Source organism: Enterobacter sp. CM29 (assembly GCF_013179605.1).
Taxonomy (GTDB): Bacteria; Pseudomonadota; Gammaproteobacteria; order Enterobacterales; family Enterobacteriaceae; genus Enterobacter; species Enterobacter intestinihominis.
Map to the genome: position 1 here is coordinate 1 of NZ_JABMCU010000009.1, position 23370 is coordinate 23370.

A 23370-nucleotide genomic window follows, 5' to 3' on the forward strand; every position below is an offset into this window, starting at 1 on the left:
CCGGCCTACGTGAGCCAGGTGGCGAAGGTGTGGCGTCAGGCCATCGACCGCTGCATGGCGGACCCGCAAAACTACGCCCCGCAGGCGGCCTGGATGGAGACGCTCGGCGCGATGTCCGAAGGCACGCAAACCACGCTCGGCGCGTATCACCGTAAATGGCAGTGAGATAATCATGAAATATTCATTAGGGCCGGTGCTTTACTACTGGCCAAAAGAGACGCTGGAAGTTTTTTACCAGCAGGCGGCTAACAGCAGCGCCGATGTGATTTACCTCGGCGAAGCGGTGTGCAGCAAGCGCCGCGCCACCAAAGTGGGCGACTGGCTGGATATGGCGAAAAGCCTGGCCGGCAGCGGCAAGCAGGTGGTGCTCTCGACGCTGGCGCTGGTGCAGGCGTCCTCTGAACTGGGCGAGCTGAAGCGCTACGTCGAAAACGGTGAGTTCCTGCTGGAGGCGAGCGACCTGGGCGTGGTGAACATGTGCGCCGAGCGTAAGCTGCCGTTTGTCGCCGGACATGCGCTGAACTGCTATAACGCGGTGACCTTGCGCCTGCTGCTCAAACAGGGGATGACACGCTGGTGCATGCCGGTTGAGCTCTCCCGCGACTGGCTGGTCAACCTGCTAAATCAGTGTGACGAGCTGGGCATTCGCAATCAGTTTGAAGTCGAAGTGCTGAGCTACGGCCATCTGCCGCTGGCCTACTCTGCCCGCTGCTTCACCGCGCGTTCCGAAGATCGCCCGAAAGACGAGTGTGAGACCTGCTGCATTAAGTACCCGAACGGACGCAGCATGCTGTCACAGGAGAATCAGCAGGTGTTTGTCCTCAACGGCATTCAGACTATGAGCGGTTACGTCTATAACCTCGGCAACGAGCTGGCGTCAATGCATGGGCTGGTGGATATGGTGCGTCTTTCGCCGCTCGATACCGGCGTGTTCACCATGCTGGACGCCTTCCGTGCCAACGAAAACGGCGCCTCGCCGCTGCCGCTGACGGCAAACAGCGACTGCAACGGTTACTGGAAACGTCTCGCCGGGCTGGAATTGCAGGGGTAAAAAAGCTCACTTTGTTAACAACGGTTATCATTTTTTAATGCAGTATTAAAGATTGACCGTCGACAAAGTGAGCTGTTATGACTGACAAAACCATTCCGTTTTCGGTGCTGGATCTGGCACCGATTCCACAAGGCTCCTCGGCAAGAGAAGCCTTTTCGCACTCTCTGGATCTGGCTCAGCTTGCCGAAAAACGTGGCTATCACCGCTACTGGCTGGCGGAGCACCATAATATGGTGGGCATCGCCAGCGCCGCCACCTCAGTACTGATTGGCTATCTGGCGGCGAATACCACTACTTTGCACCTTGGCTCCGGTGGCGTGATGCTGCCGAACCATGCCCCGCTGGTGATTGCCGAGCAGTTTGGCACCCTGAATACACTCTACCCCGGTCGCATTGATTTGGGTCTTGGCCGCGCGCCGGGCAGCGACCAGCCGACCATGCGCGCCCTGCGTCGCCATATGAGCGGCGATATCGACAACTTCCCGCGTGATGTAGCGGAGCTGGTAGACTGGTTCGATGCGAGCGATCCTAACCCGCACGTGCGCCCGGTGCCGGGCTACGGCGAGAAAATCCCGGTGTGGCTGTTAGGCTCAAGTCTGTACAGCGCACAGCTTGCCGCACAGCTGGGGCTGCCGTTCGCGTTCGCTTCCCACTTCGCACCGGATATGCTGCATCAGGCTCTGCATCTCTACCGCACAAACTTCAAGCCTTCCGAGCGTCTTGAGAAGCCGTATGCGATGGTGTGCATCAATATCATTGCCGCCGACAGCAACCGCGACGCGGAATTCCTGTTTACCTCCATGCAGCAGGCGTTTGTGAAGCTGCGTCGCGGCGAGACGGGCCAGTTGCCGCCACCGGTTGAAAATATGCATCAGCTGTGGTCGGCCTCCGAGCAGTATGGCGTGCAGCAGGCCCTGAGCATGTCGCTGGTGGGTGATAAGGCGAAGGTGCGTCACGGTCTGGAGGCAGTGCTACGAGAAACGCAGGCGGATGAAATTATGGTCAACGGCCAGATTTTCGATCATCAGGCGCGTTTGCATTCATTTGATCTGGCGATGCAGGTGAAAGAGGAGTTGGTGGGGTAGTTTTTTGCCGGATGGCGGCTTCGCCTTATCCGGCCTACGCGATCCCTGTAGGCCCGGTAAGCGTAGCGCCACCGGGCTTTCTGTTTACTGATACACAGGCAACAGATTAAAACTCGACAACATGTGCACCACCGCGTTGCCGATACCAAATACCAGGATCAGCGCAATCATCGGTTTTCCGCCCCAGACGCGGAATTTCGGGCTGCCGAAGCGCTTACGTGATTTACGCGCCAGCAGCGCCGGTACAATCGCCGCCCAGATGGTAGCCGCCAGTCCTGCATAGCCGATGGCGTACAGGAAACCGTTCGGCCACAGCAGGCCGCCCACAATCGGCGGCAGGAAGGTCAACAGCGCCGTTTTGAAGCGCCCCATCGCAGAGTCATCAAAACCAAACAGATCTGCCAGGTAGTCAAACAGGCCCAGCGTCACGCCGAGAAATGAGCTCGCCACCGCAAAGTTAGAGAAGACCACCAGAAGCAGATCCAGACTGCGACTGTTCAGCACGCCACTCAGCGCCTGTACCAGCACATCAATGTTACCGCCCTTCTGCGCAATGCCGATAAATTCTGGACGCGGGATGTTACCCATCGTCCCCAGCAGCCAGATCACATACAGCCCCAGCGCCAGCAGCGTGCCGTAAATCAGGCATTTCACGATGGTGCGCGGATCCTTGCCGTAGTACTTCATCAGGCTCGGTACGTTGCCGTGGTAGCCGAACGACGCCAGACAGAATGGCAACGTCATAAGCAGGTATGGCGTGTAGGAAGTGTTCACTTCCGCAACGTTAAACAGCGTGGCCGGCGTGACGTGCCCCAGCAGGCTGCCGAAGGTCAGGAAGAAGGTGATGACCTTGGCGCCCAACACGATCGCCGTCATGCGGCTGACCGCTTTGGTACTCATCCAGACGATAAACGCCACGCCCAGCGCGAAGCAGAGACCCGCCAGACGCGCCGGAACGTTCAGCGACATCTCGGAGAAGGTGTGATGCAGAATCGATCCGCTCGCTGAAATGTACGCGTAGGTCAGGATATAGAGTACAAACGCGATGGACAACCCGTTCACCAGGTTCCAGCCTTTGCCCAGCAGATCTCGGGTGATGGTGTCGAAGCTGGAGCCAATGCGGTAGTTCAGGTTTGCTTCAAGGATCATCAGCCCGGAATGGAGCATGCAGAACCAGGTGAAAACCAGCGCCGCCAGCGACCAGAAGAACCACGCACCGGACATAACCACTGGCAGGGAGAACATCCCGGCACCAATAATGGTTCCGCCGATGATCACCACGCCGCCAAGCAGCGAAGGTGACGTTTGGGTGGTGGTTAGTGTTGCCATGCGGCCTTATCTCCAGTCAAAAATGTGGTGTGCATTTTAATGTGATGCACTGTACCAGTACAAGAGTACAAAAGGAATAAAAAAAGCCCCGATAACAACTATCGGGGCTGTATATTTTACTTTACGTCAAAAGCGAAAAGGCTTACGCGTCACCGAAACGACGGCGGCTGGTGCCTTCTTCGCGGCGTGGGCCACGATTTTCACGGCGCTCGCCGGAGAAACGACGAGGTTCGCCAGTGCGTCCTTCGCTACGACCGCCTTCACGACGCTCGCCACCGAAGCTGCGACCACCGCCACGGCGTTCGCCACCGCGGTCAGAGCGAGGCTGTGCATCACCCATCAGTTGCATGTTCATTGGCTTGTTCAGAATGCGGGTGCGAGTAAAGTGCTGCAGTACTTCGCCCGGCATGCCTTTTGGCAGCTCGATCGTTGAGTGTGAACCGAACAGCTTGATGTTACCGATGTAACGGCTGCTGATGTCGCCTTCATTAGCGATCGCGCCAACGATGTGACGAACTTCAACACCATCATCACGGCCCACTTCAATGCGATACAGTTCCATTTCGCCAGCGTCACGACGCTCGCGACGTGGACGGTCTTCACCACCACGCTCTGGACGGTCACCGCGTGGACCACGGTCGTTACGGTCGCCACGACGTTCGAAACGATCGTCACGGTCACGGAACTCACGCTTAGGACGCATCGGTGCATCAGGTGGCACGATCAGGCTACGTTCGCCCTGCGCCATTTTCAGCAGTGCTGCGGCCAGAGTTTCCATATCCAGCTCTTCGCCTTCAGCGACAGGCTGGATCTGGGACAGCAGCGCACGGTACTGATCCAGATCGCTGCTTTCCAGCTGCTGCTGTACTTTCGCGGCGAATTTTTCCAGACGGCGTTTGCCCAGCAGTTCTGCGTTTGGCAGTTCGGCTTCTGGAATGGTCAGCTTCATGGTGCGTTCAATGTTACGCAGCAGACGACGCTCGCGGTTCTCAACGAACAGCAGCGCACGGCCCGCACGACCCGCACGACCGGTACGGCCGATACGGTGAACGTAAGACTCGGAGTCCATTGGGATATCGTAGTTTACAACCAGGCTGATACGCTCAACGTCCAGACCACGTGCTGCCACGTCGGTTGCAATCAGGATATCCAGACGACCGTCTTTCAGACGCTCCAGAGTCTGCTCACGCAGCGCCTGGTTCATGTCGCCGTTCAGCGCTGCGCTGTTGTAGCCGCTACGCTCCAGCGCTTCAGCCACTTCCAGGGTCGCGTTTTTGGTACGTACGAAGATAATCGCCGCATCAAAATCTTCCGCTTCCAGGAAACGGACCAGCGCTTCGTTTTTGCGCATGCCGTATACAGACCAGTAGCTCTGGCTGATGTCCGGGCGAGTGGTCACGCTGGACTGAATACGCACTTCCTGCGGCTCTTTCATGAAGCGGCGGGTAATGCGACGGATCGCTTCTGGCATGGTTGCAGAGAACAGAGCGGTCTGATGACCTTCCGGGATCTGCGCCATGATGGTTTCAACGTCTTCGATGAAGCCCATACGCAGCATTTCATCTGCTTCATCCAGTACCAGGCCGCTCAGCTTAGAGAGGTCCAGGGTACCGCGCTTCAGGTGATCCAGCAGACGGCCCGGCGTACCGACAACAATCTGTGGGCCCTGGCGCAGGGCGCGTAACTGCACGTCATAACGCTGGCCGCCGTACAGGGCTACCACGTTTACGCCGCGCATATGTTTAGAGAATTCCGTCATTGCTTCAGCAACCTGAACAGCCAGTTCACGGGTTGGAGCCAGGACGAGGATCTGCGGTGCACGCAGGTCCGGATCAATGTTGTTCAGCAGCGGCAGCGAGAATGCTGCGGTTTTACCGCTACCGGTCTGGGCCATGCCCAGCACGTCACGACCAGAAAGCAGGTGTGGGATACACTCAGCCTGGATCGGAGATGGTTTTTCGTAACCCAGATCGTTAAGGGCTTCAAGGATAGGAGCCTTCAGGCCCAGATCTGCAAAAGTGGTTTCGAATTCAGCCATGTAGTACAAGTGCCTCGATATTAATGGCGGCCAGTCTACTTAGCTCATCGTGAAAATGATTAGCAATTTTCATTGAAAAGTGTGAACCGGCTCAAATTAGGTGTATTGACGAACAACAACGCCCTCACCAGTGAAGGTGATGGCAATCAAAAGATTACGGGCTGATGTTTATGTCGTCAGCTATTGCTGGTCCGATTCTGCCAGGTCGTCTTGCTCCTGGCCCAAGAGCGATAATTCCAACAATGCATAACGGTGCTCAACGAAGTTATGTACGTTGTTAGCAACCGCTAATTTGAACAGTGCCGTAGCGCTGTCCATATCCCCCAGACTTAGGTAGTACTTACCTAAATAGAAGTTGGTTTCACTGAGATGCTCAGCGAGCGAGGTGTTATCCGTTGCGTCCGCCTTGAGGCGTTCCATCAGCGTTGCTTCGCTAATGTTGCCCAGGTAGAACTCGACAATGTTCCATCCCCACTGTTCCTTGTCCGATTTCTCGAAGCGCTGTTTCAGTGCTTCTTTGGCCTGCTTCTCATCGAGCTTCTGCTCAACGATGTAAAGCCACAGGCTGCGGAAAGGATCATTAGGATCGTCTTGATAAAACGCCAGCAGATCATCTTGCGCTAACTTATCACGACCGCCGTAATACAATGCGATACCGCGATTCAAGTGCGCGTAGTTGTAAGTTGGATCAAGCTCAAGTACAGAATCAAACGCTTCATAGGCAGCATCAAAATTGCCTGCCTGCGTTAAATAAATGCCTAAGTAATTGAATACTTCAGGCATATCAGGTCGAATTGCCAGCGCTTGTGAAAAATCATTTCGCGCTAATGCCCTCAGACCGAGACTATCATACAACACTCCGCGCTCATATAAAAGCTGTGCGCGTTCGTCATCGGTTAAAGCCCGACTGGCAAGTATTTGTTCCATGCGTGCCAGAATCACTTCCTGCTGCAAAGTCGGTTGCAATGGCACTGCGAGGACTTCGCTCTTACGCCAGGCAGAGTTGCTGCATCCTGCCAGCGTTAAAGCTGTCGCAACGAAACACCAGCGCAAAAAAGGCTTCATTTCCCACTCCCGAAGACAACTATTGGATGAACGTCCTGTCCCCCGGCGGCTTAACAAGGCGTCCTGCCTGATAATAAGCCCTCCGCCTGCGCGGAGGGCAAATGGCAACCTTACTCGCCTTGCTGTTCGGCAGCCGGAGCTTCCGGCGCCGCAGCAGGCTGAGACTGCTCGGTTGCTTCTTTAATGCTCAGACGGATACGGCCCTGGCGGTCAACTTCCAGAACTTTCACCGGTACTTCCTGACCCATTTGCAGGTAATCGGTCACTTTCTCAACGCGCTTGTCAGCGATCTGAGAGATATGTACCAGACCTTCTTTACCGCCACCGATGGCAACGAATGCACCAAAGTCAACGATACGGGTCACTTTACCATTGTAGATACGGCCCACTTCGATTTCTGCTGTAATCTCTTCGATACGGCGGATAGCATATTTCGCTTTCTCACCGTCGGTTGCTGCGATTTTCACAGTACCGTCATCTTCGATTTCGATGGTGGTGCCCGTTTCTTCGGTCAGTGCACGGATAACAGAACCGCCCTTACCGATAACATCTTTGATCTTGTCTGGATTGATCTTGATGGTGTGAATACGCGGAGCGAATTCAGAGATATCACCGCGTGGTGCGTTGATAGCCTGTTCCATCACGCCCAGAATGTGCAGACGCGCACCTTTAGCCTGGTTCAGAGCAACCTGCATGATCTCTTTGGTGATACCTTCAATTTTGATATCCATCTGCAGGGCAGAGATACCGTCGCGGGAACCCGCCACTTTGAAGTCCATATCACCCAGGTGATCTTCGTCACCCAGAATGTCAGACAGAACAACGAAGTTGTCGCCTTCTTTCACCAGACCCATTGCGATACCCGCAACGGCGGCTTTGATCGGCACGCCTGCATCCATCAGCGCCAGAGAGGCACCACACACGGAAGCCATGGAAGAAGAACCGTTGGATTCAGTGATTTCAGACACGACACGTACGGTGTACGGGAATTTGTCTGCTTCTGGCATTACTGCCAGCACGCCGCGCTTCGCCAGACGACCGTGACCAATTTCACGACGCTTCGGTGAGCCAACCATACCGGTCTCGCCCACAGAGTACGGAGGGAAGTTGTAGTGGAACAGGAAGCTGTCAGTGCGCTCGCCCATCAGTTCATCGATGTTCTGTGCGTCACGTGCAGTACCCAGGGTAGCGGTAACCAGCGCCTGGGTTTCACCACGGGTGAACAGCGCGGAACCGTGAGTACGTGGCAGCACGCCAGTACGCACATCCAGACCACGGATCATGTCCTTTTCACGGCCATCAATACGCGGCTCGCCTGCCAGTACGCGACTACGAACAACGTTTTTCTCGATAGCGTGCAGGATTTCGCTCAGCTCGTTAGCGTCCAGCGTTTCGTCTTCCGCGATCAGGGTTGCGATGGTTTCATCTTTGATCACGTCAACCTGAGCATAACGCTCCTGTTTGTCTGTAATGCGATATGCATCGCTCAGACGAGATTCTGCCAGTGCAGCTACGCGTGCGTTCAGCGCGTCGTTTACCGCTTCTGGCTGCCAGTCCCAACGTGGTTTACCGGCTTCTTTCACCAGGTCGTTGATGTTCTGGATAACAATCTGCTGCTGGTCGTGGCCGAAGACCACTGCGCCCAGCATCTGGTCTTCACTCAGCAGTTCTGCTTCAGATTCAACCATCAGAACCGCTGCTTCAGTACCGGCAACAACCAGGTCCAGCTTACTCTCTTTCAGCTCTTCCTGAGTTGGGTTCAGCACGTACTGGTCGTTGATGTAACCGACGCGCGCGGCACCGATTGGGCCATTGAATGGGATACCAGACAGTGACAGGGCAGCAGACGCACCGATCATCGCTACGATGTCCGGGTTAACCTGTGGGTTAACGGAAACAACGGTTGCGATAACCTGCACTTCATTGACGAAACCTTCCGGGAACAGCGGACGAACCGGGCGGTCAATCAGACGCGCGATCAGGGTTTCGCCTTCGCTTGGACGGCCTTCACGACGGAAGAAGCCACCCGGGATTTTACCGGCAGCGTAGGTACGCTCCTGGTAGTTCACGGTCAGTGGGAAGAAGTCCTGACCTGGTTTAGCTTTTTTCTGGCCAACTACGGTAACGAATACAGCAGTGTCATCCATGCTTACCATTACGGCAGCAGTAGCCTGACGAGCCATCATGCCGGTTTCCAGCGTGACGGTATGCTGACCATACTGGAATTTACGAACGATCGGATTCAGCAAAATTCTGTCCTTTCTTAAATGTTTGAAAGCACACCTCAGGTGTGCTGACGATTTAACCCGACCTTCTTCGCATCCTCGCGACTAATGACAACCGACACCCCCATGGGTGAAGCCTCTCATTAGCCGCGCGAACCTCTGCAATGAAGATCATTTATAGCAACAATACAATAGTTTCCCCTGAATTGCTGCCGTCTGGTTGAAAAAAGGGGCCATCAGGCCCCCTTTTCTGAAACTCGCAAGAATTAGCGACGCAGACCCAGACGCTCGATCAGCGCGGTGTAGCGTGCAACATCTTTACGCTTCAGGTAGTCGAGCAGTTTACGACGCTGAGAAACCATACGCAGCAGACCACGACGGCTGTGGTGATCTTTTTTGTGCTCTGCAAAGTGACCCTGCAGGTGGTTAATCTGTGCAGTCAGCAGTGCAACCTGAACTTCGGTAGAACCGCTGTCGTTAGTACCACGACCAAACTCAGAAACGATTTTAGCTTTAGCTTCAACGCTTAGAGACATTTTCAAACTCCAAAGTATAAAGAATGTAAGGATGCCGATCTCTAATTCAGCTATCCCATGTACGCCCCGCAGATTGTTAAACAATTTACCAGGCGTTAAGCGGCGATATTCTACTCGTCTCCCCTGCTTATCGCAAGGTGAGGCGTTATCACCGTCACGCTTCGACCGGGTATTCGACGACCAGACGACGCGGGGCAACGCGCCCTTCACCGTCCATTTCGCCCATCCCGATAAACTTGCCTTCCTCCCCTTCCGTCACACGGACCAGGCCCTCAAGCGGCGCCCCCGTTGTGCGGACCGGGTTTCCGTTCTTAAAGTAAACGGACGATGTTAAAGGAAGATTAACAACCGGGAAATCTGCTGCCGGACTGTCCATTGGCATCAGCAGCGGATCCAGCAGATCTGCCGGCGCAATTCCCTGCGCTTGCGCCTGTTCAGCCAGGGCGTGCAGATGCTCAAGCGTTACCATACGTTCGACCGGATACTTGCTGACCGCCAGACGACGCAGATAAATCACATGCGCGCCGCAGCCCAGCTTTTCACCGAGGTCGTCAATGATGGTGCGGATGTAGGTCCCTTTCGAACAGTGTACTTCCAGCTCCAGCTCATCACCTTCGTGGCGAATGAACAACAGCTCATACACGGTAATCGGACGGGCTTCACGCGGAACGTCAATGCCCTGACGCGCATATTCGTAAAGCTTCTTGCCCTGATATTTCAACGCCGAATACATCGACGGCACCTGCATTGTGTCGCCCCGGAAGCTCTCCAGCGCCGCATCAAGTTGCTCTGCGCTGAAGGTTACCGGACGCTCTTCAACGACCTGACCATCCGCATCGGAAGTGTCCGTGCGCTGGCCCAGTTTGGCAATCACGCGGTAGCGCTTATCGGAATCCAGCAGATACTGGGAAAACTTTGTCGCTTCACCCAGGCAGATCGGGAGCATCCCGGTTGCCAGCGGATCCAGCGCGCCGGTGTGCCCCGCGCGATTGGCGTTATAAATACGCTTTACTTTTTGCAGCACGTCGTTGCTGGATGCGCCCTGTGGTTTATCCAGCAACAGCACGCCATGCACGTCACGACCGCGACGACGAGGACGACTCATCAGTCCTCCTTGCTGTCGTCCGCCGGGTTAACACGACGCTCATCGTCATGTTTCACCACGCTGGTCACCAGGTTGGACATACGCATACCCTCAACCAGCGAGTTGTCGTAGAAGAAGGTCAGCTCCGGCACAATACGCAGACGCATCGCTTTGCCAAGCAGAGAGCGGATGAAACCAGAGGCTTCCTGCAGCGCTTTAATGCCGTTCTTCACGGCGTCTTCATCCTGGTCATTCAGGAATGTCACAAACACTTTGGCGTACGCCAGGTCGCGGGACATTTCCACGCCAGACACGGTGGTCATCATCCCCACGCGTGGATCTTTGATTTCACGTTGCAGAATGAGAGCGATCTCTTTCTGCATCTCCTGCGCGACGCGCTGTGGGCGACCAAATTCTTTCGCCATAATAAATTCTCCAGACAAAAAAGGGGCTTAAGCCCCTTTTTAAAATTACTGCCGGGTGGCGCTTCGCTTACCCGGCCTACGCTAATTAATCTTCAGTTGACGAAGATTACGCGATGGTACGCTGAATTTCGATGATCTCGAACACTTCGATCATATCGCCAACGCGAACGTCGTTGTAGTTCTTAACACCGATACCACATTCCATGCCGTTACGAACTTCGTTAACGTCATCTTTGAAGCGGCGCAGGGATTCCAGCTCACCTTCGTAGATAACCACGTTGTCGCGCAGTACGCGGATTGGGTTGTGACGCTTAATGGTCCCTTCGGTAACCATACAGCCCGCGATCGCACCGAATTTCGGTGATTTGAACACGTCACGTACTTCAGCCAGACCGATGATCTGCTGTTTCAGCTCAGGAGACAGCATGCCGCTCATCGCTGCTTTCACTTCGTCAATCAGGTTATAGATGACGGAGTAGTAACGCAGATCCAGGCTTTCAGCATCGATAACTTTACGCGCAGATGCGTCAGCACGAACGTTGAAGCCAACCAGGATAGCGTTGGACGCGGCTGCCAGGGTTGCGTCAGTTTCGGTGATACCACCTACGCCAGAACCGATGATCTTCACTTTCACTTCGTCGGTAGACAGTTTCAGCAAGGAGTCGGAGATCGCTTCCACAGAACCCTGTACGTCCGCTTTCAGAACGATGTTCACTTCGTGAACTTCGCCTTCAGTCATGTTGGCGAACATGTTCTCGAGTTTAGATTTCTGCTGGCGAGCCAGTTTCACCTCACGGAATTTACCCTGACGATACAGCGCCACTTCACGTGCTTTCTTCTCGTCACGTACCACGGTTACTTCGTCACCGGCAGCCGGAACACCGGACAGGCCGAGGATTTCCACTGGGATGGACGGACCCGCTTCCAGCACTTCCTGACCCAGTTCGTTACGCATCGCACGAACGCGACCGTATTCGAAACCACACAGAACGATGTCGCCCTTGTGCAGAGTACCTTCGCGAACCAGAACGGTTGCAACCGGACCACGACCTTTATCCAGGAAGGATTCGATTACCGCGCCGCTCGCCATACCTTTACGAACCGCTTTCAGCTCCAGAACTTCAGCCTGAAGCAGGATAGCGTTCAGCAGGTCGTCGATACCGGTACCTGCTTTTGCAGATACAGGGATAAACTGCGCTTCACCGCCCCACTCTTCCGGCATAACGCCGTACTGTGACAGTTCGTTCTTAACGCGATCCATATCGGCTTCTGGCTTATCGATTTTGTTGACTGCAACAACCAAAGGCACCTGCGCCGCTTTCGCGTGCTGGATAGCTTCAATGGTCTGTGGCATCACGCCATCATCGGCAGCAACAACCAGAACAACGATATCCGTTGCCTGAGCACCACGAGCACGCATTGAGGTAAACGCTGCGTGGCCTGGGGTATCCAGGAAGGTGATCATGCCGTTTTCGGTTTCTACGTGGTAAGCACCGATATGCTGGGTAATACCACCCGCTTCGCCGGAGGCAACCTTAGTAGAACGAATGTAGTCAAGCAGAGAGGTTTTACCGTGGTCAACGTGACCCATGATGGTCACAACCGGTGCGCGCGGTTCAGCCGCTGCGCCCGTATCACGGTCGCTCATTACTGCTTCTTCCAGCTCGTTTTCACGACGCAGGATAACTTTGTGGCCCATCTCCTCGGCAACCAGCTGTGCGGTTTCCTGGTCGATGACCTGGTTGATGGTGGCCATTGCGCCCAGCTTCATCATCGCTTTGATGACCTGAGAGCCTTTCACCGCCATCTTGTTAGCCAGTTCGCCAACGGTGATGGTTTCGCCGATCACAACGTCACGGTTAACGGCCTGAGCTGGCTTCTGGAAGCCCTGCTGCAGAGCGGAACCTTTACGCTTACCGCCTTTACCACCGCGAACCGCTGCACGTGCTTCTTCACGGTCAGCTTTAGATTCAGCGTGCTTGTTACCTTTTTTCGCAGGACGCGCCGCTTTTGTACTGCGAGTACGGCCACGACCACCTTCAACTTCACGGTCGTTATCGTCTTCTGCCTGGCGCGCATGCTGAGAAGTGGTTACGTGATAATCGCTGTTGTCTTCAGTTGGTTCAGCGGTATTCACACCGTTCTTCTCGTTTTCTTCTGCCATGCGACGCGCTTCTTCGGCGACGCGGCGAGCTTCTTCTTCAAGCTTGCGGCGGGCTTCTTCTTCCGCTTTACGCTTCAGCTCGGCAGCTTCATTTTCACGGCGGGCTTTTTCAGCCTGGGCAGTTTTGGTCATTTCGTCGGTCTGTTGATTGCTCACTTTGTCTTTTTCCGCAGCGTCACGCTTCGCTTTTTCACCGGCGTCGCGTTTCGCTTTTTCTGCGGCCTCACGTTCAGCTTTTAATTCTGCTTCGCGTTTAGCAGTGGCTTCTGCCTCACGCTGAGCTTGTTCTTCCGCTTCACGCTGTGCCTGCTCTTCCGCAGCAAGGCGTTCTGCCTCTTGCGGATCACGTTTTACAAAGGTGCGCGTCTTGCGGACTTCAATTTGTACCGATTTGCTTTTGCCACCGGTACCAGGGATGTTCAACGTGCTACGCGTTTTGCGCTGCAGCGTTAACTTGTCAGGCGTAGAGCCGTGTTCACGGTTCAGGTGCGCTAACAAGGTTTGTTTTTCTTGCGCGGTCACCGAGTCATCAGCGGCCTTCGGGATCCCTGCATCAGCAAATTGCTGTACCAGGCGGTCCACGGAGGTCTGAATCTCAGCAGCCAGCGATTTTACAGTTACATCAGTCATGCTGTTCCTTCCTGCTACAGTTTATTACGCTTCGTCGCCGAACCAGCAAATATTACGTGCGGCCATGATGAGTTCGCCGGCTTTCTCGTCGGTTAAACCTTCGATATCGGCCAGGTCATCAACGCCTTGCTCAGCGAGATCTTCCAGCGTACAAACACCACGGGCAGCCAGCTTGAACGCAATCGCACGATCAAGACCTTCCAGATTCAGCAGGTCATCAGCCGGCTTCTTATCGCCAAGGCTTTCTTCCTGAGCCAGCGCCAGGGTGGTCAGTGCGTTTTTAGCGCGTTCACGCAGGGCTTCAACGGTTGGTTCATCCAGACCGTCAATTTCCAGCAGCTCTTTCATTGGCACGTAGGCCAGTTCTTCCAGCGTAGAGAAACCTTCTTCAACCAGCACAGTGGCGAAGTCTTCGTCAATGTCCAGGTATTTGGTGAAGGTATCGATCGCCGCGTGGGCTTCAGCCTGATGCTTGGCCTGAAGGTCATCAACGGTCATCACGTTGAGTTCCCAGCCGCTCAGCTGTGACGCCAGACGTACGTTCTGACCGTTACGGCCAATCGCCTGCGCCAGGTTGCCCGCTTCTACAGCGATATCCATGGTGTGTTTGTCTTCGTCAACAACGATAGACGCCACATCAGCCGGTGCCATTGCGTTGATTACGAACTGCGCCGGATTGTCGTCCCACAGAACGATATCAATACGCTCGCCGCCCAGTTCGGTAGAAACCGCCTGAACACGTGCGCCACGCATACCGACGCAAGCACCGACCGGGTCGATACGCTTGTCGTTGGTTTTCACCGCAATTTTCGCACGGGAGCCCGGATCGCGGGCCGCCGCTTTGATTTCGATAACTTCTTCGCCGATTTCCGGCACTTCGATACGGAACAGTTCAACCAGCATTTCTGGTTTAGAACGCGTCACGAACAGCTGTGCACCGCGTGCTTCAGGACGTACGGCATACAGCACACCACGAATACGGTCGCCTGGGCGGAAGTTTTCACGCGGCAGCATGTCTTCACGCAGGATAACGGCTTCAGCGTTACCCGGCAGCCCTTCGGATTTGATCTCCAGAGAGATGTTATCGCGGTTCACTTTCTTCACCACGCCAGTGATGATTTCGCCTTCCTGATCGCGGAACTGATCGACAACCAGCGCGCGCTCGGCTTCGCGAACTTTCTGCACGATAACCTGCTTCGCGGTCTGGGTGGTGATACGGTCGAAGGTGACAGATTCAATCTGATCTTCAACGTAGTCACCCACGTTCAGACTTTCGTCTTCAAAACGCGCCGCTTCCAGCGTGATCTCTTTGGTCGGTTGGGTCACTTCTTCAACGATTACCCAACGACGGAATGTATCGAAGTCACCGCTTTTACGATCGATTTCTACGCGAACATCGATCTCTTGTTCGTATTTTTTCTTGGTTGCTGTAGCCAGTGCACTTTCCAGCGCTTCGAAAATCTTCTCACGCGGCAGTGATTTCTCGTTGGAGACGGCTTCAACAACAGCCAAAATTTCTTTGTTCATCGCGGGCTTTTCACCTCAATCCAGACTGTTAAAAGTGGGGAACCAGGTTCGCCTTCTGGATATTACTCAGCGCGAACACTTCATCTTTGCCTTCGACTGTCACCGTGATCATTTCACCATCAACGGCTTTGATAATTCCCTGCCATTTACGGCGGTTCTGTACGGCCATACGCAGAACGAGAGCCACTTCTTCACCGGTAAAGCGCACATAGTGCTCGGCCGTGAACATCGGACGATCGAGGCCAGGTGAGGAAACTTCCAGGTTGTACGCAACGGTAATCGGATCTTCAACATCAAGAACCGCACTCACCTGGTGGCTGACATCAGCACAATCATCAACATTGATGCCATCTTCACTATCAATATAGATGCGCAGCGTCGATGTGCGGCCGCGAACGAATTCGATGCCGACCAGTTCGTAGCCCAGTGCTTCGACCGGTGCAGTAATCATCTCTGTTAATTTTTGCTCTAATGTGGACAAGCCCACCCCCAAGACATAAAAAAAGGGCGTAAAGCCCAGTTATTCTGTAGTCAGATAACAAAAAACCCCGATAAATCGGGGCTTTAGATAACTGAACCCTATAGCCACAACTGTGGCCTGGAGCACTTTCCGAAAGAATTTTTTCAAATCCAGCTACGAAGGCTCTAAGTCTTCACAGTATATTTGAAAAAGAACTTTATAGGAAAGTGGTTGCGGGGGCCGGATTTGAACCGACGACCTTCGGGTTATGAGCCCGACGAGCTACCAGGCTGCTCCACCCCGCGCCTGAAACGTGGCAAATTCTACGCGTTTTGGACAGAATTTGCAAATAATGCTGGGATTTGGTACCGAAGACGGGACGTAAAATCGGCGTTTAGTATATTGATAGTTGACCCCACCTGTCAACCCAGCTTCTGCCAGACAGAACAGACCAAATTTTTTACAAAAAACGCACGAGTCTCTTTCGGTCTTCGACAAAAGATGATTAAATGAATACTCACTTATTTTGCATAAAAATGCACAAGAGAGCGAAAGCGGTCTCTAATCAGTCAATCAAGCAGGGTTTTATTCTATGACGACGATTCTCAAGCATCTTCCGGTAGGACAACGTATTGGCATCGCTTTCTCAGGCGGCCTGGATACCAGCGCTGCACTGCTGTGGATGCGCCAGAAGGGAGCGGTTCCGTATGCATATACTGCGAACCTGGGTCAGCCGGACGAGGAAGATTATGACGCGATCCCTCGTCGTGCCATGGAGTATGGCGCAGAGAACGCACGTCTGATTGACTGCCGTAAGCAACTGGTCGCTGAAGGCATTGCCGCTATCCAGTGCGGTGCTTTTCATAACACTACCGGCGGCCTGACCTATTTTAATACCACTCCGCTGGGTCGTGCTGTCACCGGCACCATGCTGGTCGCCGCCATGAAAGAAGATGGCGTGAACATCTGGGGTGATGGCAGTACCTATAAAGGCAACGATATTGAACGTTTCTATCGTTACGGTCTGCTGACCAACGCCGAGTTGCAGATCTACAAACCGTGGCTGGATACCGACTTCATCGACGAACTGGGTGGCCGTCATGAAATGTCTGAGTTTATGATTGCCTGCGGCTTTGACTATAAGATGTCCGTTGAGAAAGCCTACTCAACCGACTCCAACATGCTGGGTGCGACGCACGAAGCGAAAGACCTGGAATTCCTGAACTCCAGCGTAAAAATTGTTAACCCGATCATGGGCGTAAAATTCTGGGATGAGAACGTGAAGATCCCGGCGGAAGAAGTGACCGTGCGTTTCGAACGCGGTCATCCGGTTGCCCTGAACGGTAAAACCTTCTCAGACGATGTTGAACTGATGCTGGAAGCAAACCGCATCGGCGGTCGTCACGGTCTGGGTATGAGCGATCAGATCGAAAACCGTATCATCGAAGCGAAAAGCCGTGGCATTTACGAAGCTCCGGGGATGGCGCTGCTGCACATCGCTTACGAGCGTTTGCTGACCGGTATTCACAACGAAGACACCATTGAGCAGTATCACGCTCATGGCCGTCAGCTGGGCAAACTGCTGTATCAGGGTCGCTGGTTTGATCCACAAGCGCTGATGCTGCGTGACGCCCTGCAACGTTGGGTGGCGAGCGCAATCACCGGCGAAGTGACGCTGGAACTGCGTCGCGGCAATGATTACTCCATCCTCAATACCGTGTCTGACAACCTGACCTATAAAGCAGAGCGTCTGACCATGGAGAAAGGTGAGTCAGTATTCTCTCCGGACGATCGTATTGGCCAGCTGACCATGCGTAACCTGGACATCACCGATACCCGTGAGAAGCTGTTCAACTATGTTGAGAATGGCCTGCTCTCCGCGAATTCCGGTAATGGTCTGCCGCAGGTTGAGAACCTGGAACACAGCGATAAGAAGTAATCGACAGCAAGACATGCAAAAGGCGCCCAATAGGCGCCTTTTTTGTGGTCTTCGTAGGCCCGGTAAGCGCAGCGCCACCGGGCAAAACGGCGGGCGGCGCTGCGCTTACCCGCCCTACAATAGATCGGAAACACAGAATGTACAGACGAAAAAAAAGACGTCTTGCGACGTCTTTCTTCTGGAATATTGGTACCGAGGATGGGACTCGAACCCACAAGCCCGTTAGGGCACTACCACCTCAAGGTAGCGTGTCTACCAATTCCACCACCTCGGTACTGAATACTTACTGCGGGATATCGCTGGTTGGCTTAGCCGGTGCAGCTGGCTGAGTTTGCTCAGTTTTTGCTGGCGCGCTCAGATTTTCCCACTCGCTTCCTTTACTGGTCTTGTTGCTGTTGATATTGCCCAGCACCAGACTGATGATGAAGAACAGCGTAGCCAGAATCGCCGTCGTACGGGTCATGAAGTTCGCAGAACCACTTGAACCGAACAGCGTACCGGAAGCGCCTGCTCCGAAGGAGGCTCCCATATCAGCGCCTTTACCTTGCTGCAGCATAATCAGCGCTACGAGAGCGATGGCTACAATAAGGAAAATAACTAAAAGAGCTTCGTACATAATCAACCTGTTCCTTGCGGATTTGCCGCATACCAATGCTTCGACCAATTAGCAGGATTTTGTTTCCCACTGAAGCGGGTGTGAATACTAACCAAAGCGAATCACCTTCGCAAGGGCATTTTCGAGGCATTGTATCAACTGCGGAAAAAAACAGCAAAAAGCCATTAATTGCTTAAAACAAAGGCGGCAAACGCCGCCTTTTTAAACACTTATTCTGAAAGATTATGCAGCTTTCACTGCATCCGCAATGCGGTGCGCAAATTCAGTTACCTGCGCTTCGTCTTCACCTTCCACCATCACGCGGATCAGCGGCTCGGTACCCGACTTACGCAGCAGGACGCGTCCACGGCTGCCAAGCGTCGCTTCCACCTCTGCCATCACCGCTTTCACGTTATCATTTTCCAGCGGGTCGCCTTTACCAGCGGTGAAACGCACGTTCACCAGGATCTGCGGGAACATTTTCATGCCGCTGCACAGATCGTGCAGGCTCATATGGTTACGCGCCATCGCGGCAACAACCTGAAGCGCCGCCACAATGCCGTCACCGGTGGTGGTTTTATCGAGCAGGATCACGTGGCCGGAGTTTTCCGCGCCAATGCGCCAGCCTTTTTCCTGAAGTTTTTCCAGCACGTAGCGGTCACCCACTTTCGCGCGAACAAACGGGATGCCCAGCTGTTTCAGCGCCAGCTCCAGACCCATATTGCTCATCAGCGTGCCCACCGCGCCACCGCGCAGTTGCCCCTGACGCAGGCCTTCACGCGCAATGATGTAGAGGATCTGATCGCCATCGACCTTGTTACCTTCGTGGTCAACCATGATCACACGATCGCCATCGCCATCCAGGGCAATACCCAGATCGGCTTTTTCAGCCAGTACACGCGCCTGCAAGGCACGCACGTCTGTCGCGCCGACTTCTTCATTGATGTTCAGACCGTCCGGCTCGCAGCCGATGGTGATCACTTTCGCACCCAGCTCGCGGAAAACATTCGGCGCAATGTGATAGGTCGCACCGTTTGCACAGTCCACCACAATTTTGAGGTGTGCCAGGCTCAGTTCATTCGGGAACGTGCCTTTGCAGAATTCAATGTAGCGGCCTGCGGCATCGACAATACGGTTGGCTTTACCCAGCTCAGCGGAGTCGACACAGGTGATCTCTTTCTCCATTTCCGCTTCAATCGCCTCTTCCACGTCATCCGGCAGTTTAGTGCCGTCGATGGAGAAGAATTTGATACCGTTGTCATAGAACGGATTATGAGAAGCTGAAATGACGATGCCCGCTTCCGCACGGAAGGTACGAGTCAGATAGGCAACAGCAGGGGTCGGCATTGGCCCCGTAAAGGAAGCTGAAAGCCCCGCCGCCGCCAGCCCGGCTTCCAGCGCGGACTCCAGCATATAACCCGAAATACGGGTATCTTTACCAATAATGATCTTACGGGAGCCATGACGCGCCAGTACCTTACCCGCCGCCCAACCCAGCTTCAGGACAAAGTCAGGGGTAATTGGCGCATCGCCTACGCGCCCACGGATGCCATCGGTACCAAAATATTTACGATTACTCATAGCGTTTGTTTTCCTTCGCTGCCAGTGTGGCTTCCACCACACGCATGGCTTCTACTGTTTCTTTTACGTCATGGACGCGAATGATGTGTGCACCTTGCATCGCGGCAATCACCGCGCAGGCCAGACTGCCGCTCAGACGTTCGTTCGGCCCGACATTCAACAACTGACCAATCATCGATTTTCTCGACATTCCCACCAGCAGTGGCAGGCCGAACTGATGAAACTCTGATAAGCGCGCAAGCAACGCGTAATTGTGTGAGAGATTTTTACCGAAACCGAAGCCCGGGTCGAGCAGCAATTTCTCTTTTGCGATACCCGCACGTTCACAGCGTTCGATATGCTCAATAAAGAAGCGGGTGACGTCGGCAAACACATCTTCATATTTTGGCGCCTCCTGCATTGTCTTAGGCTGGCCCTGCATATGCATCAGACACACCGGTAGCCCGGTTTCAGCGGCGGCTTCAATTGCGCCCGGCTCGGTCAGCGAGCGGATATCATTGATAATGTGAGCGCCCACTCTCGCCACTTCACGGATCACTTCGGGTTTGGAGGTATCAACGGAGATCCACACTTCAAAGCGCCGGGCGATAGCCTCCACCACCGGCACCACGCGCGCCAGCTCTTCTTCCACCGAAACCTCCGCCGCGCCAGGCCGCGTTGACTCCCCTCCAACGTCAATGATGGTGGCACCCGCGTTGATCATTAAATTCGCGTGTTTAACCGCGTCGATAAGCGAGTTATGCGTGCCGCCGTCAGAGAAGGAATCAGGCGTGACATTCAGGATCCCCATCACATGCGGATGTGAAAGGTCGAGATGCGAGTCCTGGGCGAAGAGTTTCATGGCTAAATCCCTGTTATTTTCATGGTTATATAAAAAAGAAAAACCCCGGAGCACGCTCCAGGGTTTGATGTACAGACAAACGCTTCAACAGCAGTGACTTACTTGTCGCCCAACTGCTCTGACATGGTGTTGCCCGGGTTTGGCGTACGCGGTTCATCGACCGGACGCGGTGCACGCGGGGTGCCATTGTTGTCAGAATTGTTAGACGCGCCTGGGTCTTCCCAGCCTGCTGGCGGACGCACTTCGCGGCGAGCCATCAGGTCGTCAATCTGCGGAGCATCGATGGTCTCATATTTCATGAGCGCATCTTTCATCGAATGCAGGATGTCCATATTGTCATTCAGGATCTGACGGGCGCGAGCGTAGTTACGCTCAATCAGCGCTTTCACTTCCTGGTCGATGATACGAGCCGTTTCATCGGACATATGTTTCGCTTTTGCCACGGAGCGGCCCAGGAATACTTCGCCCTCTTCTTCTGCATAGAGCAGCGGACCGAGTTTGTCGGAGAAGCCCCACTGGGTCACCATGTTACGTGCCAGGTTTGTCGCCACTTTAATATCGTTCGACGCACCGGTGGAAACATGTTCCGCACCGTAGATGATCTCTTCTGCCAGACGACCGCCGTACAGGGTTGAAATCTGACTTTCCAGCTTCTGACGGCTGGCGCTGATCGCGTCGCCTTCAGGCAGGAAGAAGGTCACACCCAACGCACGACCGCGTGGAATGATCGTCACCTTGTGTACCGGATCGTGTTCCGGCACCAGACGACCGATAATCGCGTGGCCCGCTTCGTGATATGCCGTGGACTCTTTCTGCGCTTCCGTCATCACCATGGAGCGACGTTCCGCACCCATCATGATTTTGTCTTTCGCTTTCTCAAATTCCACCATGGACACTACACGCTTGTTACCGCGAGCGGCAAACAGTGCTGCCTCGTTGACCAGGTTAGCCAGATCCGCACCGGAGAAGCCTGGAGTACCACGCGCGATGATTGCCGCGTCGATATCTGGCGCCAGCGGTACGCGACGCATATGCACTTTCAGGATCTGTTCACGACCACGAACATCCGGCAGACCGACCACAACCTGACGGTCGAAACGGCCTGGACGCAGCAGCGCAGGGTCGAGTACGTCTGGACGGTTAGTTGCCGCGATAACGATGATACCTTCGTTACCTTCAAAGCCGTCCATTTCAACCAGCATCTGGTTCAGGGTCTGCTCACGTTCATCGTGACCACCGCCCAGGCCTGCGCCACGCTGGCGGCCAACGGCGTCGATTTCATCGATGAAGATGATGCACGGTGCTGCCTTCTTAGCCTGCTCGAACATGTCACGCACACGAGATGCACCGACACCGACGAACATTTCAACGAAGTCAGAACCTGAAATAGTAAAGAACGGGACCTTCGCTTCACCCGCGATGGCTTTTGCCAGCAGGGTTTTACCGGTACCCGGAGGGCCGACCATCAGGACGCCTTTCGGGATCTTACCGCCCAGTTTCTGGAAACGGCTCGGCTCGCGCAGGTATTCAACCAGTTCACCCACCTCTTCTTTTGCTTCGTCACAACCTGCTACGTCAGCAAAGGTGGTCTTGATCTGGTCTTCCGTCAGCATACGCGCCTTGCTCTTACCGAACGACATGGCACCTTTGCCACCACCGCCCTGCATCTGGCGCATAAAGAAGATCCAGACACCGATAAGAAGCAGCATCGGGAACCAGGAAATGAAGATAGAAGCCAACAGGCTTGGTTCTTCTGGCGGCTCGCCTACCACTTTGACGTTTTTGGTCAGAAGGTTATCAAGCAGCTTAGGATCGTTCACCGGGATGTAAGTCGTGTAACGGTTACTATCTTTCTTGGTAACGTTGATCTCACGTCCGTTGATACGCGCTTCGCGAACCTGGTCCTGATTGACCTCTTGCAGGAAGGTAGAATAATCCACCTTGCGGCCATTCGACTCGCTGGGCCCAAAGCTCTGGAAAACTGACATCAGCACAACGGCAATGACCAGCCAGAGTATTAGGTTTTTCGCCATGTCACTCAAGGGATTAACCTCATATTACAACTGTGTTAAAAACAGCGTCAGGATACTCTATATCCAGTTTCATTCAAACTTTCGCCTGAAATCTACCGGTTATCATTTTCGCCCGGTCGCTACAATATACACTTCACGGGAACGGGCCCGGGAAGAGTCCGGCTTACGAACTTTGACCTTCGCAAACAGGGAGCGAATTTCCTTAAGATACTCCTCGAAACCTTCGCCCTGAAACACCTTCACAACAAAACTACCACCAGGCGCTAGTACATCACGACACATTTCTAACGCTAGTTCCACCAGATACATGGCGCGGGGGATATCCACCGCCGGTGTTCCACACATATTTGGTGCCATATCCGACATGACAACCTGGACCTTACTGTCACCTACACGATCAAGTAATGCTTTAAGCACTAATTCATCACGAAAGTCGCCCTGAAGGAAGTCGACACCGACGATGGGATCCATTGGTAAAAGATCGCATGCGATGATACGGCCCGTTCCGCCGATCTGCGTAACCGCATACTGGGACCATCCGCCAGGTGCCGCACCGAGGTCGACCACCGTCATTCCCGGTTTAAAAAGTTTGTCACTTTGCTGTATTTCATCAAGTTTAAACCAGGCGCGGGAACGTAACCCCTTTTTCTGCGCCTGTTGAACATATTTATCGCTAAAGTGTTCCTGAAGCCAGCGGCTGGAGCTGGCAGAACGCTTTTTACCTGTCATTTAACATTTCCGTCCTGGTTCATCGTTACTTGC

General features: G+C 54.1%; 20 protein-coding genes and 2 tRNA genes. 4 read left to right on the top strand and 18 right to left on the bottom strand.

The annotated features are described in order from the left end of the window. The 3 genes from HP459_RS02330 to HP459_RS02340 all read left to right on the top strand — a co-directional run. On the top strand, positions 1 to 165 hold a 165-nt coding region (locus HP459_RS02330), incomplete at its 5' end, for a U32 family peptidase (RefSeq protein ID WP_171935894.1). A gap of 7 nt (positions 166 to 172) precedes the next feature. Further along, positions 173 to 1051, top strand: a complete 879-nt coding sequence (locus HP459_RS02335; protein WP_023307058.1) for a U32 family peptidase — start codon at positions 173 to 175, stop codon at positions 1049 to 1051. Between the two features lie 77 nt (positions 1052 to 1128). After that, the gene (locus HP459_RS02340; RefSeq protein WP_022649512.1) at positions 1129 to 2136 is read left to right on the top strand and encodes an LLM class flavin-dependent oxidoreductase; all 1008 of its coding nucleotides are present in this window, start codon (positions 1129 to 1131) and stop codon (positions 2134 to 2136) included. Between the two features lie 84 nt (positions 2137 to 2220). Here the strand turns inward: HP459_RS02340 and mtr are convergent, their stop codons facing one another. The 12 genes from mtr to HP459_RS02400 form a co-directional block, all read right to left on the bottom strand. Next, positions 2221 to 3465: a tryptophan permease gene (gene mtr / locus HP459_RS02345; RefSeq protein ID WP_046620869.1), complete on the bottom strand. Its 1245-nt coding sequence runs from the start codon at positions 3463 to 3465 to the stop codon at positions 2221 to 2223. Positions 3466 to 3607: 142 nt separating this feature from the next. Continuing rightward, positions 3608 to 5503: a DEAD/DEAH family ATP-dependent RNA helicase gene (locus HP459_RS02350; RefSeq protein ID WP_022649514.1), complete on the bottom strand. Its 1896-nt coding sequence runs from the start codon at positions 5501 to 5503 to the stop codon at positions 3608 to 3610. Continuing rightward, positions 5496 to 5576 carry a protein YrbN gene (gene yrbN, locus HP459_RS02355; RefSeq protein ID WP_097397692.1) on the bottom strand — a complete coding sequence of 27 codons (81 nt, stop codon included), beginning with the start codon at positions 5574 to 5576 and terminating at the stop codon, positions 5496 to 5498. The genes HP459_RS02350 and yrbN overlap by 8 nt, the downstream gene beginning before the upstream one ends. Positions 5577 to 5683: 107 nt before the next feature. Next, positions 5684 to 6568 carry a lipoprotein NlpI gene (nlpI, locus tag HP459_RS02360; protein ID WP_003861782.1) on the bottom strand — a complete coding sequence of 295 codons (885 nt, stop codon included), beginning with the start codon at positions 6566 to 6568 and terminating at the stop codon, positions 5684 to 5686. Between the two features lie 110 nt (positions 6569 to 6678). Beyond that, complete coding sequence (gene pnp / locus HP459_RS02365; RefSeq protein ID WP_022649515.1) at positions 6679 to 8817, bottom strand: polyribonucleotide nucleotidyltransferase; 2139 nt, start codon at positions 8815 to 8817, stop codon at positions 6679 to 6681. Between the two features lie 242 nt (positions 8818 to 9059). Then, positions 9060 to 9329 carry a 30S ribosomal protein S15 gene (gene rpsO, locus HP459_RS02370; RefSeq protein WP_003861789.1) on the bottom strand — a complete coding sequence of 90 codons (270 nt, stop codon included), beginning with the start codon at positions 9327 to 9329 and terminating at the stop codon, positions 9060 to 9062. 154 nt (positions 9330 to 9483) lie between these two features. After that, entirely contained in the window at positions 9484 to 10434 is a 951-nt protein-coding gene (gene truB, locus HP459_RS02375) for a tRNA pseudouridine(55) synthase TruB (RefSeq protein WP_023298718.1), read from the bottom strand. Further along, positions 10434 to 10838, bottom strand: coding sequence for a 30S ribosome-binding factor RbfA (rbfA, locus tag HP459_RS02380; protein WP_003861793.1), 405 nt, complete (start codon positions 10836 to 10838; stop codon positions 10434 to 10436). The genes truB and rbfA overlap by 1 nt, the downstream gene beginning before the upstream one ends. 106 nt (positions 10839 to 10944) lie before the next feature. Further along, positions 10945 to 13632 (bottom strand): translation initiation factor IF-2, encoded by a 2688-nt coding sequence (gene infB, locus HP459_RS02385; protein WP_022649517.1) that lies wholly within the window; start codon positions 13630 to 13632, stop codon positions 10945 to 10947. Positions 13633 to 13656: 24 nt separating this feature from the next. Then, a complete protein-coding gene (gene nusA / locus HP459_RS02390; protein ID WP_003861798.1) occupies positions 13657 to 15159 on the bottom strand; it encodes a transcription termination factor NusA in 1503 nt (500 codons plus the stop codon). A 28-nt stretch (positions 15160 to 15187) separates the two neighbouring features. Then, positions 15188 to 15640, bottom strand: a complete 453-nt coding sequence (rimP, locus tag HP459_RS02395) for a ribosome maturation factor RimP (protein WP_014833432.1) — start codon at positions 15638 to 15640, stop codon at positions 15188 to 15190. A 207-nt stretch (positions 15641 to 15847) separates the two neighbouring features. Next, positions 15848 to 15924: transfer RNA gene (locus HP459_RS02400), tRNA-Met, on the bottom strand. Between the two features lie 287 nt (positions 15925 to 16211). On the opposite strand from HP459_RS02400, the gene argG reads away from it, so the two are divergent. Next, positions 16212 to 17558, top strand: coding sequence for an argininosuccinate synthase (gene argG, locus HP459_RS02405; RefSeq protein WP_022649518.1), 1347 nt, complete (start codon positions 16212 to 16214; stop codon positions 17556 to 17558). 187 nt (positions 17559 to 17745) lie between these two features. Here argG and HP459_RS02410 read toward each other — a convergent pair. From HP459_RS02410 to rlmE, 6 genes are all read right to left on the bottom strand, one after another. After that, positions 17746 to 17832, bottom strand: a tRNA-Leu gene (locus tag HP459_RS02410). A gap of 9 nt (positions 17833 to 17841) precedes the next feature. Continuing rightward, complete coding sequence (gene secG, locus HP459_RS02415; RefSeq protein ID WP_003861803.1) at positions 17842 to 18174, bottom strand: preprotein translocase subunit SecG; 333 nt, start codon at positions 18172 to 18174, stop codon at positions 17842 to 17844. A gap of 222 nt (positions 18175 to 18396) precedes the next feature. After that, positions 18397 to 19734, bottom strand: a complete 1338-nt coding sequence (glmM, locus tag HP459_RS02420) for a phosphoglucosamine mutase (RefSeq protein ID WP_003861804.1) — start codon at positions 19732 to 19734, stop codon at positions 18397 to 18399. Beyond that, on the bottom strand, positions 19727 to 20575 hold the full coding sequence (gene folP, locus HP459_RS02425) for a dihydropteroate synthase (protein ID WP_022649520.1): 849 nt from the start codon (positions 20573 to 20575) through the stop codon (positions 19727 to 19729). The genes glmM and folP overlap by 8 nt, the downstream gene beginning before the upstream one ends. Positions 20576 to 20673: 98 nt before the next feature. Further along, positions 20674 to 22608, bottom strand: coding sequence for an ATP-dependent zinc metalloprotease FtsH (ftsH, locus tag HP459_RS02430; RefSeq protein WP_003861810.1), 1935 nt, complete (start codon positions 22606 to 22608; stop codon positions 20674 to 20676). Between the two features lie 102 nt (positions 22609 to 22710). Next, positions 22711 to 23337, bottom strand: a complete 627-nt coding sequence (rlmE, locus tag HP459_RS02435) for a 23S rRNA (uridine(2552)-2'-O)-methyltransferase RlmE (RefSeq protein ID WP_003861812.1) — start codon at positions 23335 to 23337, stop codon at positions 22711 to 22713. Between the last annotated feature and the right edge of the window lie 33 nt (positions 23338 to 23370).

Excerpts from the sequence above, each read along its gene's own strand:
- rpsO (WP_003861789.1), bottom strand. The coding sequence starts at position 9,329 with ATGTCTCTAAGCGTTGAAGCTAAAGCTAAAATCGTTTCTGAGTTTGGT.
- ftsH (WP_003861810.1), bottom strand. The coding sequence starts at position 22,608 with ATGGCGAAAAACCTAATACTCTGGCTGGTCATTGCCGTTGTGCTGATG.
- yrbN (WP_097397692.1), bottom strand. The coding sequence starts at position 5,576 with ATGAAAATTGCTAATCATTTTCACGATGAGCTAAGTAGACTGGCCGCC.
- truB (WP_023298718.1), bottom strand. The coding sequence starts at position 10,434 with ATGAGTCGTCCTCGTCGTCGCGGTCGTGACGTGCATGGCGTGCTGTTG.
- HP459_RS02350 (WP_022649514.1), bottom strand. The coding sequence starts at position 5,503 with ATGGCTGAATTCGAAACCACTTTTGCAGATCTGGGCCTGAAGGCTCCT.
- mtr (WP_046620869.1), bottom strand. The coding sequence starts at position 3,465 with ATGGCAACACTAACCACCACCCAAACGTCACCTTCGCTGCTTGGCGGC.
- rbfA (WP_003861793.1), bottom strand. The coding sequence starts at position 10,838 with ATGGCGAAAGAATTTGGTCGCCCACAGCGCGTCGCGCAGGAGATGCAG.
- secG (WP_003861803.1), bottom strand. The coding sequence starts at position 18,174 with ATGTACGAAGCTCTTTTAGTTATTTTCCTTATTGTAGCCATCGCTCTC.
- HP459_RS02335 (WP_023307058.1), top strand. The coding sequence starts at position 173 with ATGAAATATTCATTAGGGCCGGTGCTTTACTACTGGCCAAAAGAGACG.
- rlmE (WP_003861812.1), bottom strand. The coding sequence starts at position 23,337 with ATGACAGGTAAAAAGCGTTCTGCCAGCTCCAGCCGCTGGCTTCAGGAA.
- nusA (WP_003861798.1), bottom strand. The coding sequence starts at position 15,159 with ATGAACAAAGAAATTTTGGCTGTTGTTGAAGCCGTCTCCAACGAGAAA.
- HP459_RS02340 (WP_022649512.1), top strand. The coding sequence starts at position 1,129 with ATGACTGACAAAACCATTCCGTTTTCGGTGCTGGATCTGGCACCGATT.
- folP (WP_022649520.1), bottom strand. The coding sequence starts at position 20,575 with ATGAAACTCTTCGCCCAGGACTCGCATCTCGACCTTTCACATCCGCAT.
- nlpI (WP_003861782.1), bottom strand. The coding sequence starts at position 6,568 with ATGAAGCCTTTTTTGCGCTGGTGTTTCGTTGCGACAGCTTTAACGCTG.
- glmM (WP_003861804.1), bottom strand. The coding sequence starts at position 19,734 with ATGAGTAATCGTAAATATTTTGGTACCGATGGCATCCGTGGGCGCGTA.
- argG (WP_022649518.1), top strand. The coding sequence starts at position 16,212 with ATGACGACGATTCTCAAGCATCTTCCGGTAGGACAACGTATTGGCATC.
- infB (WP_022649517.1), bottom strand. The coding sequence starts at position 13,632 with ATGACTGATGTAACTGTAAAATCGCTGGCTGCTGAGATTCAGACCTCC.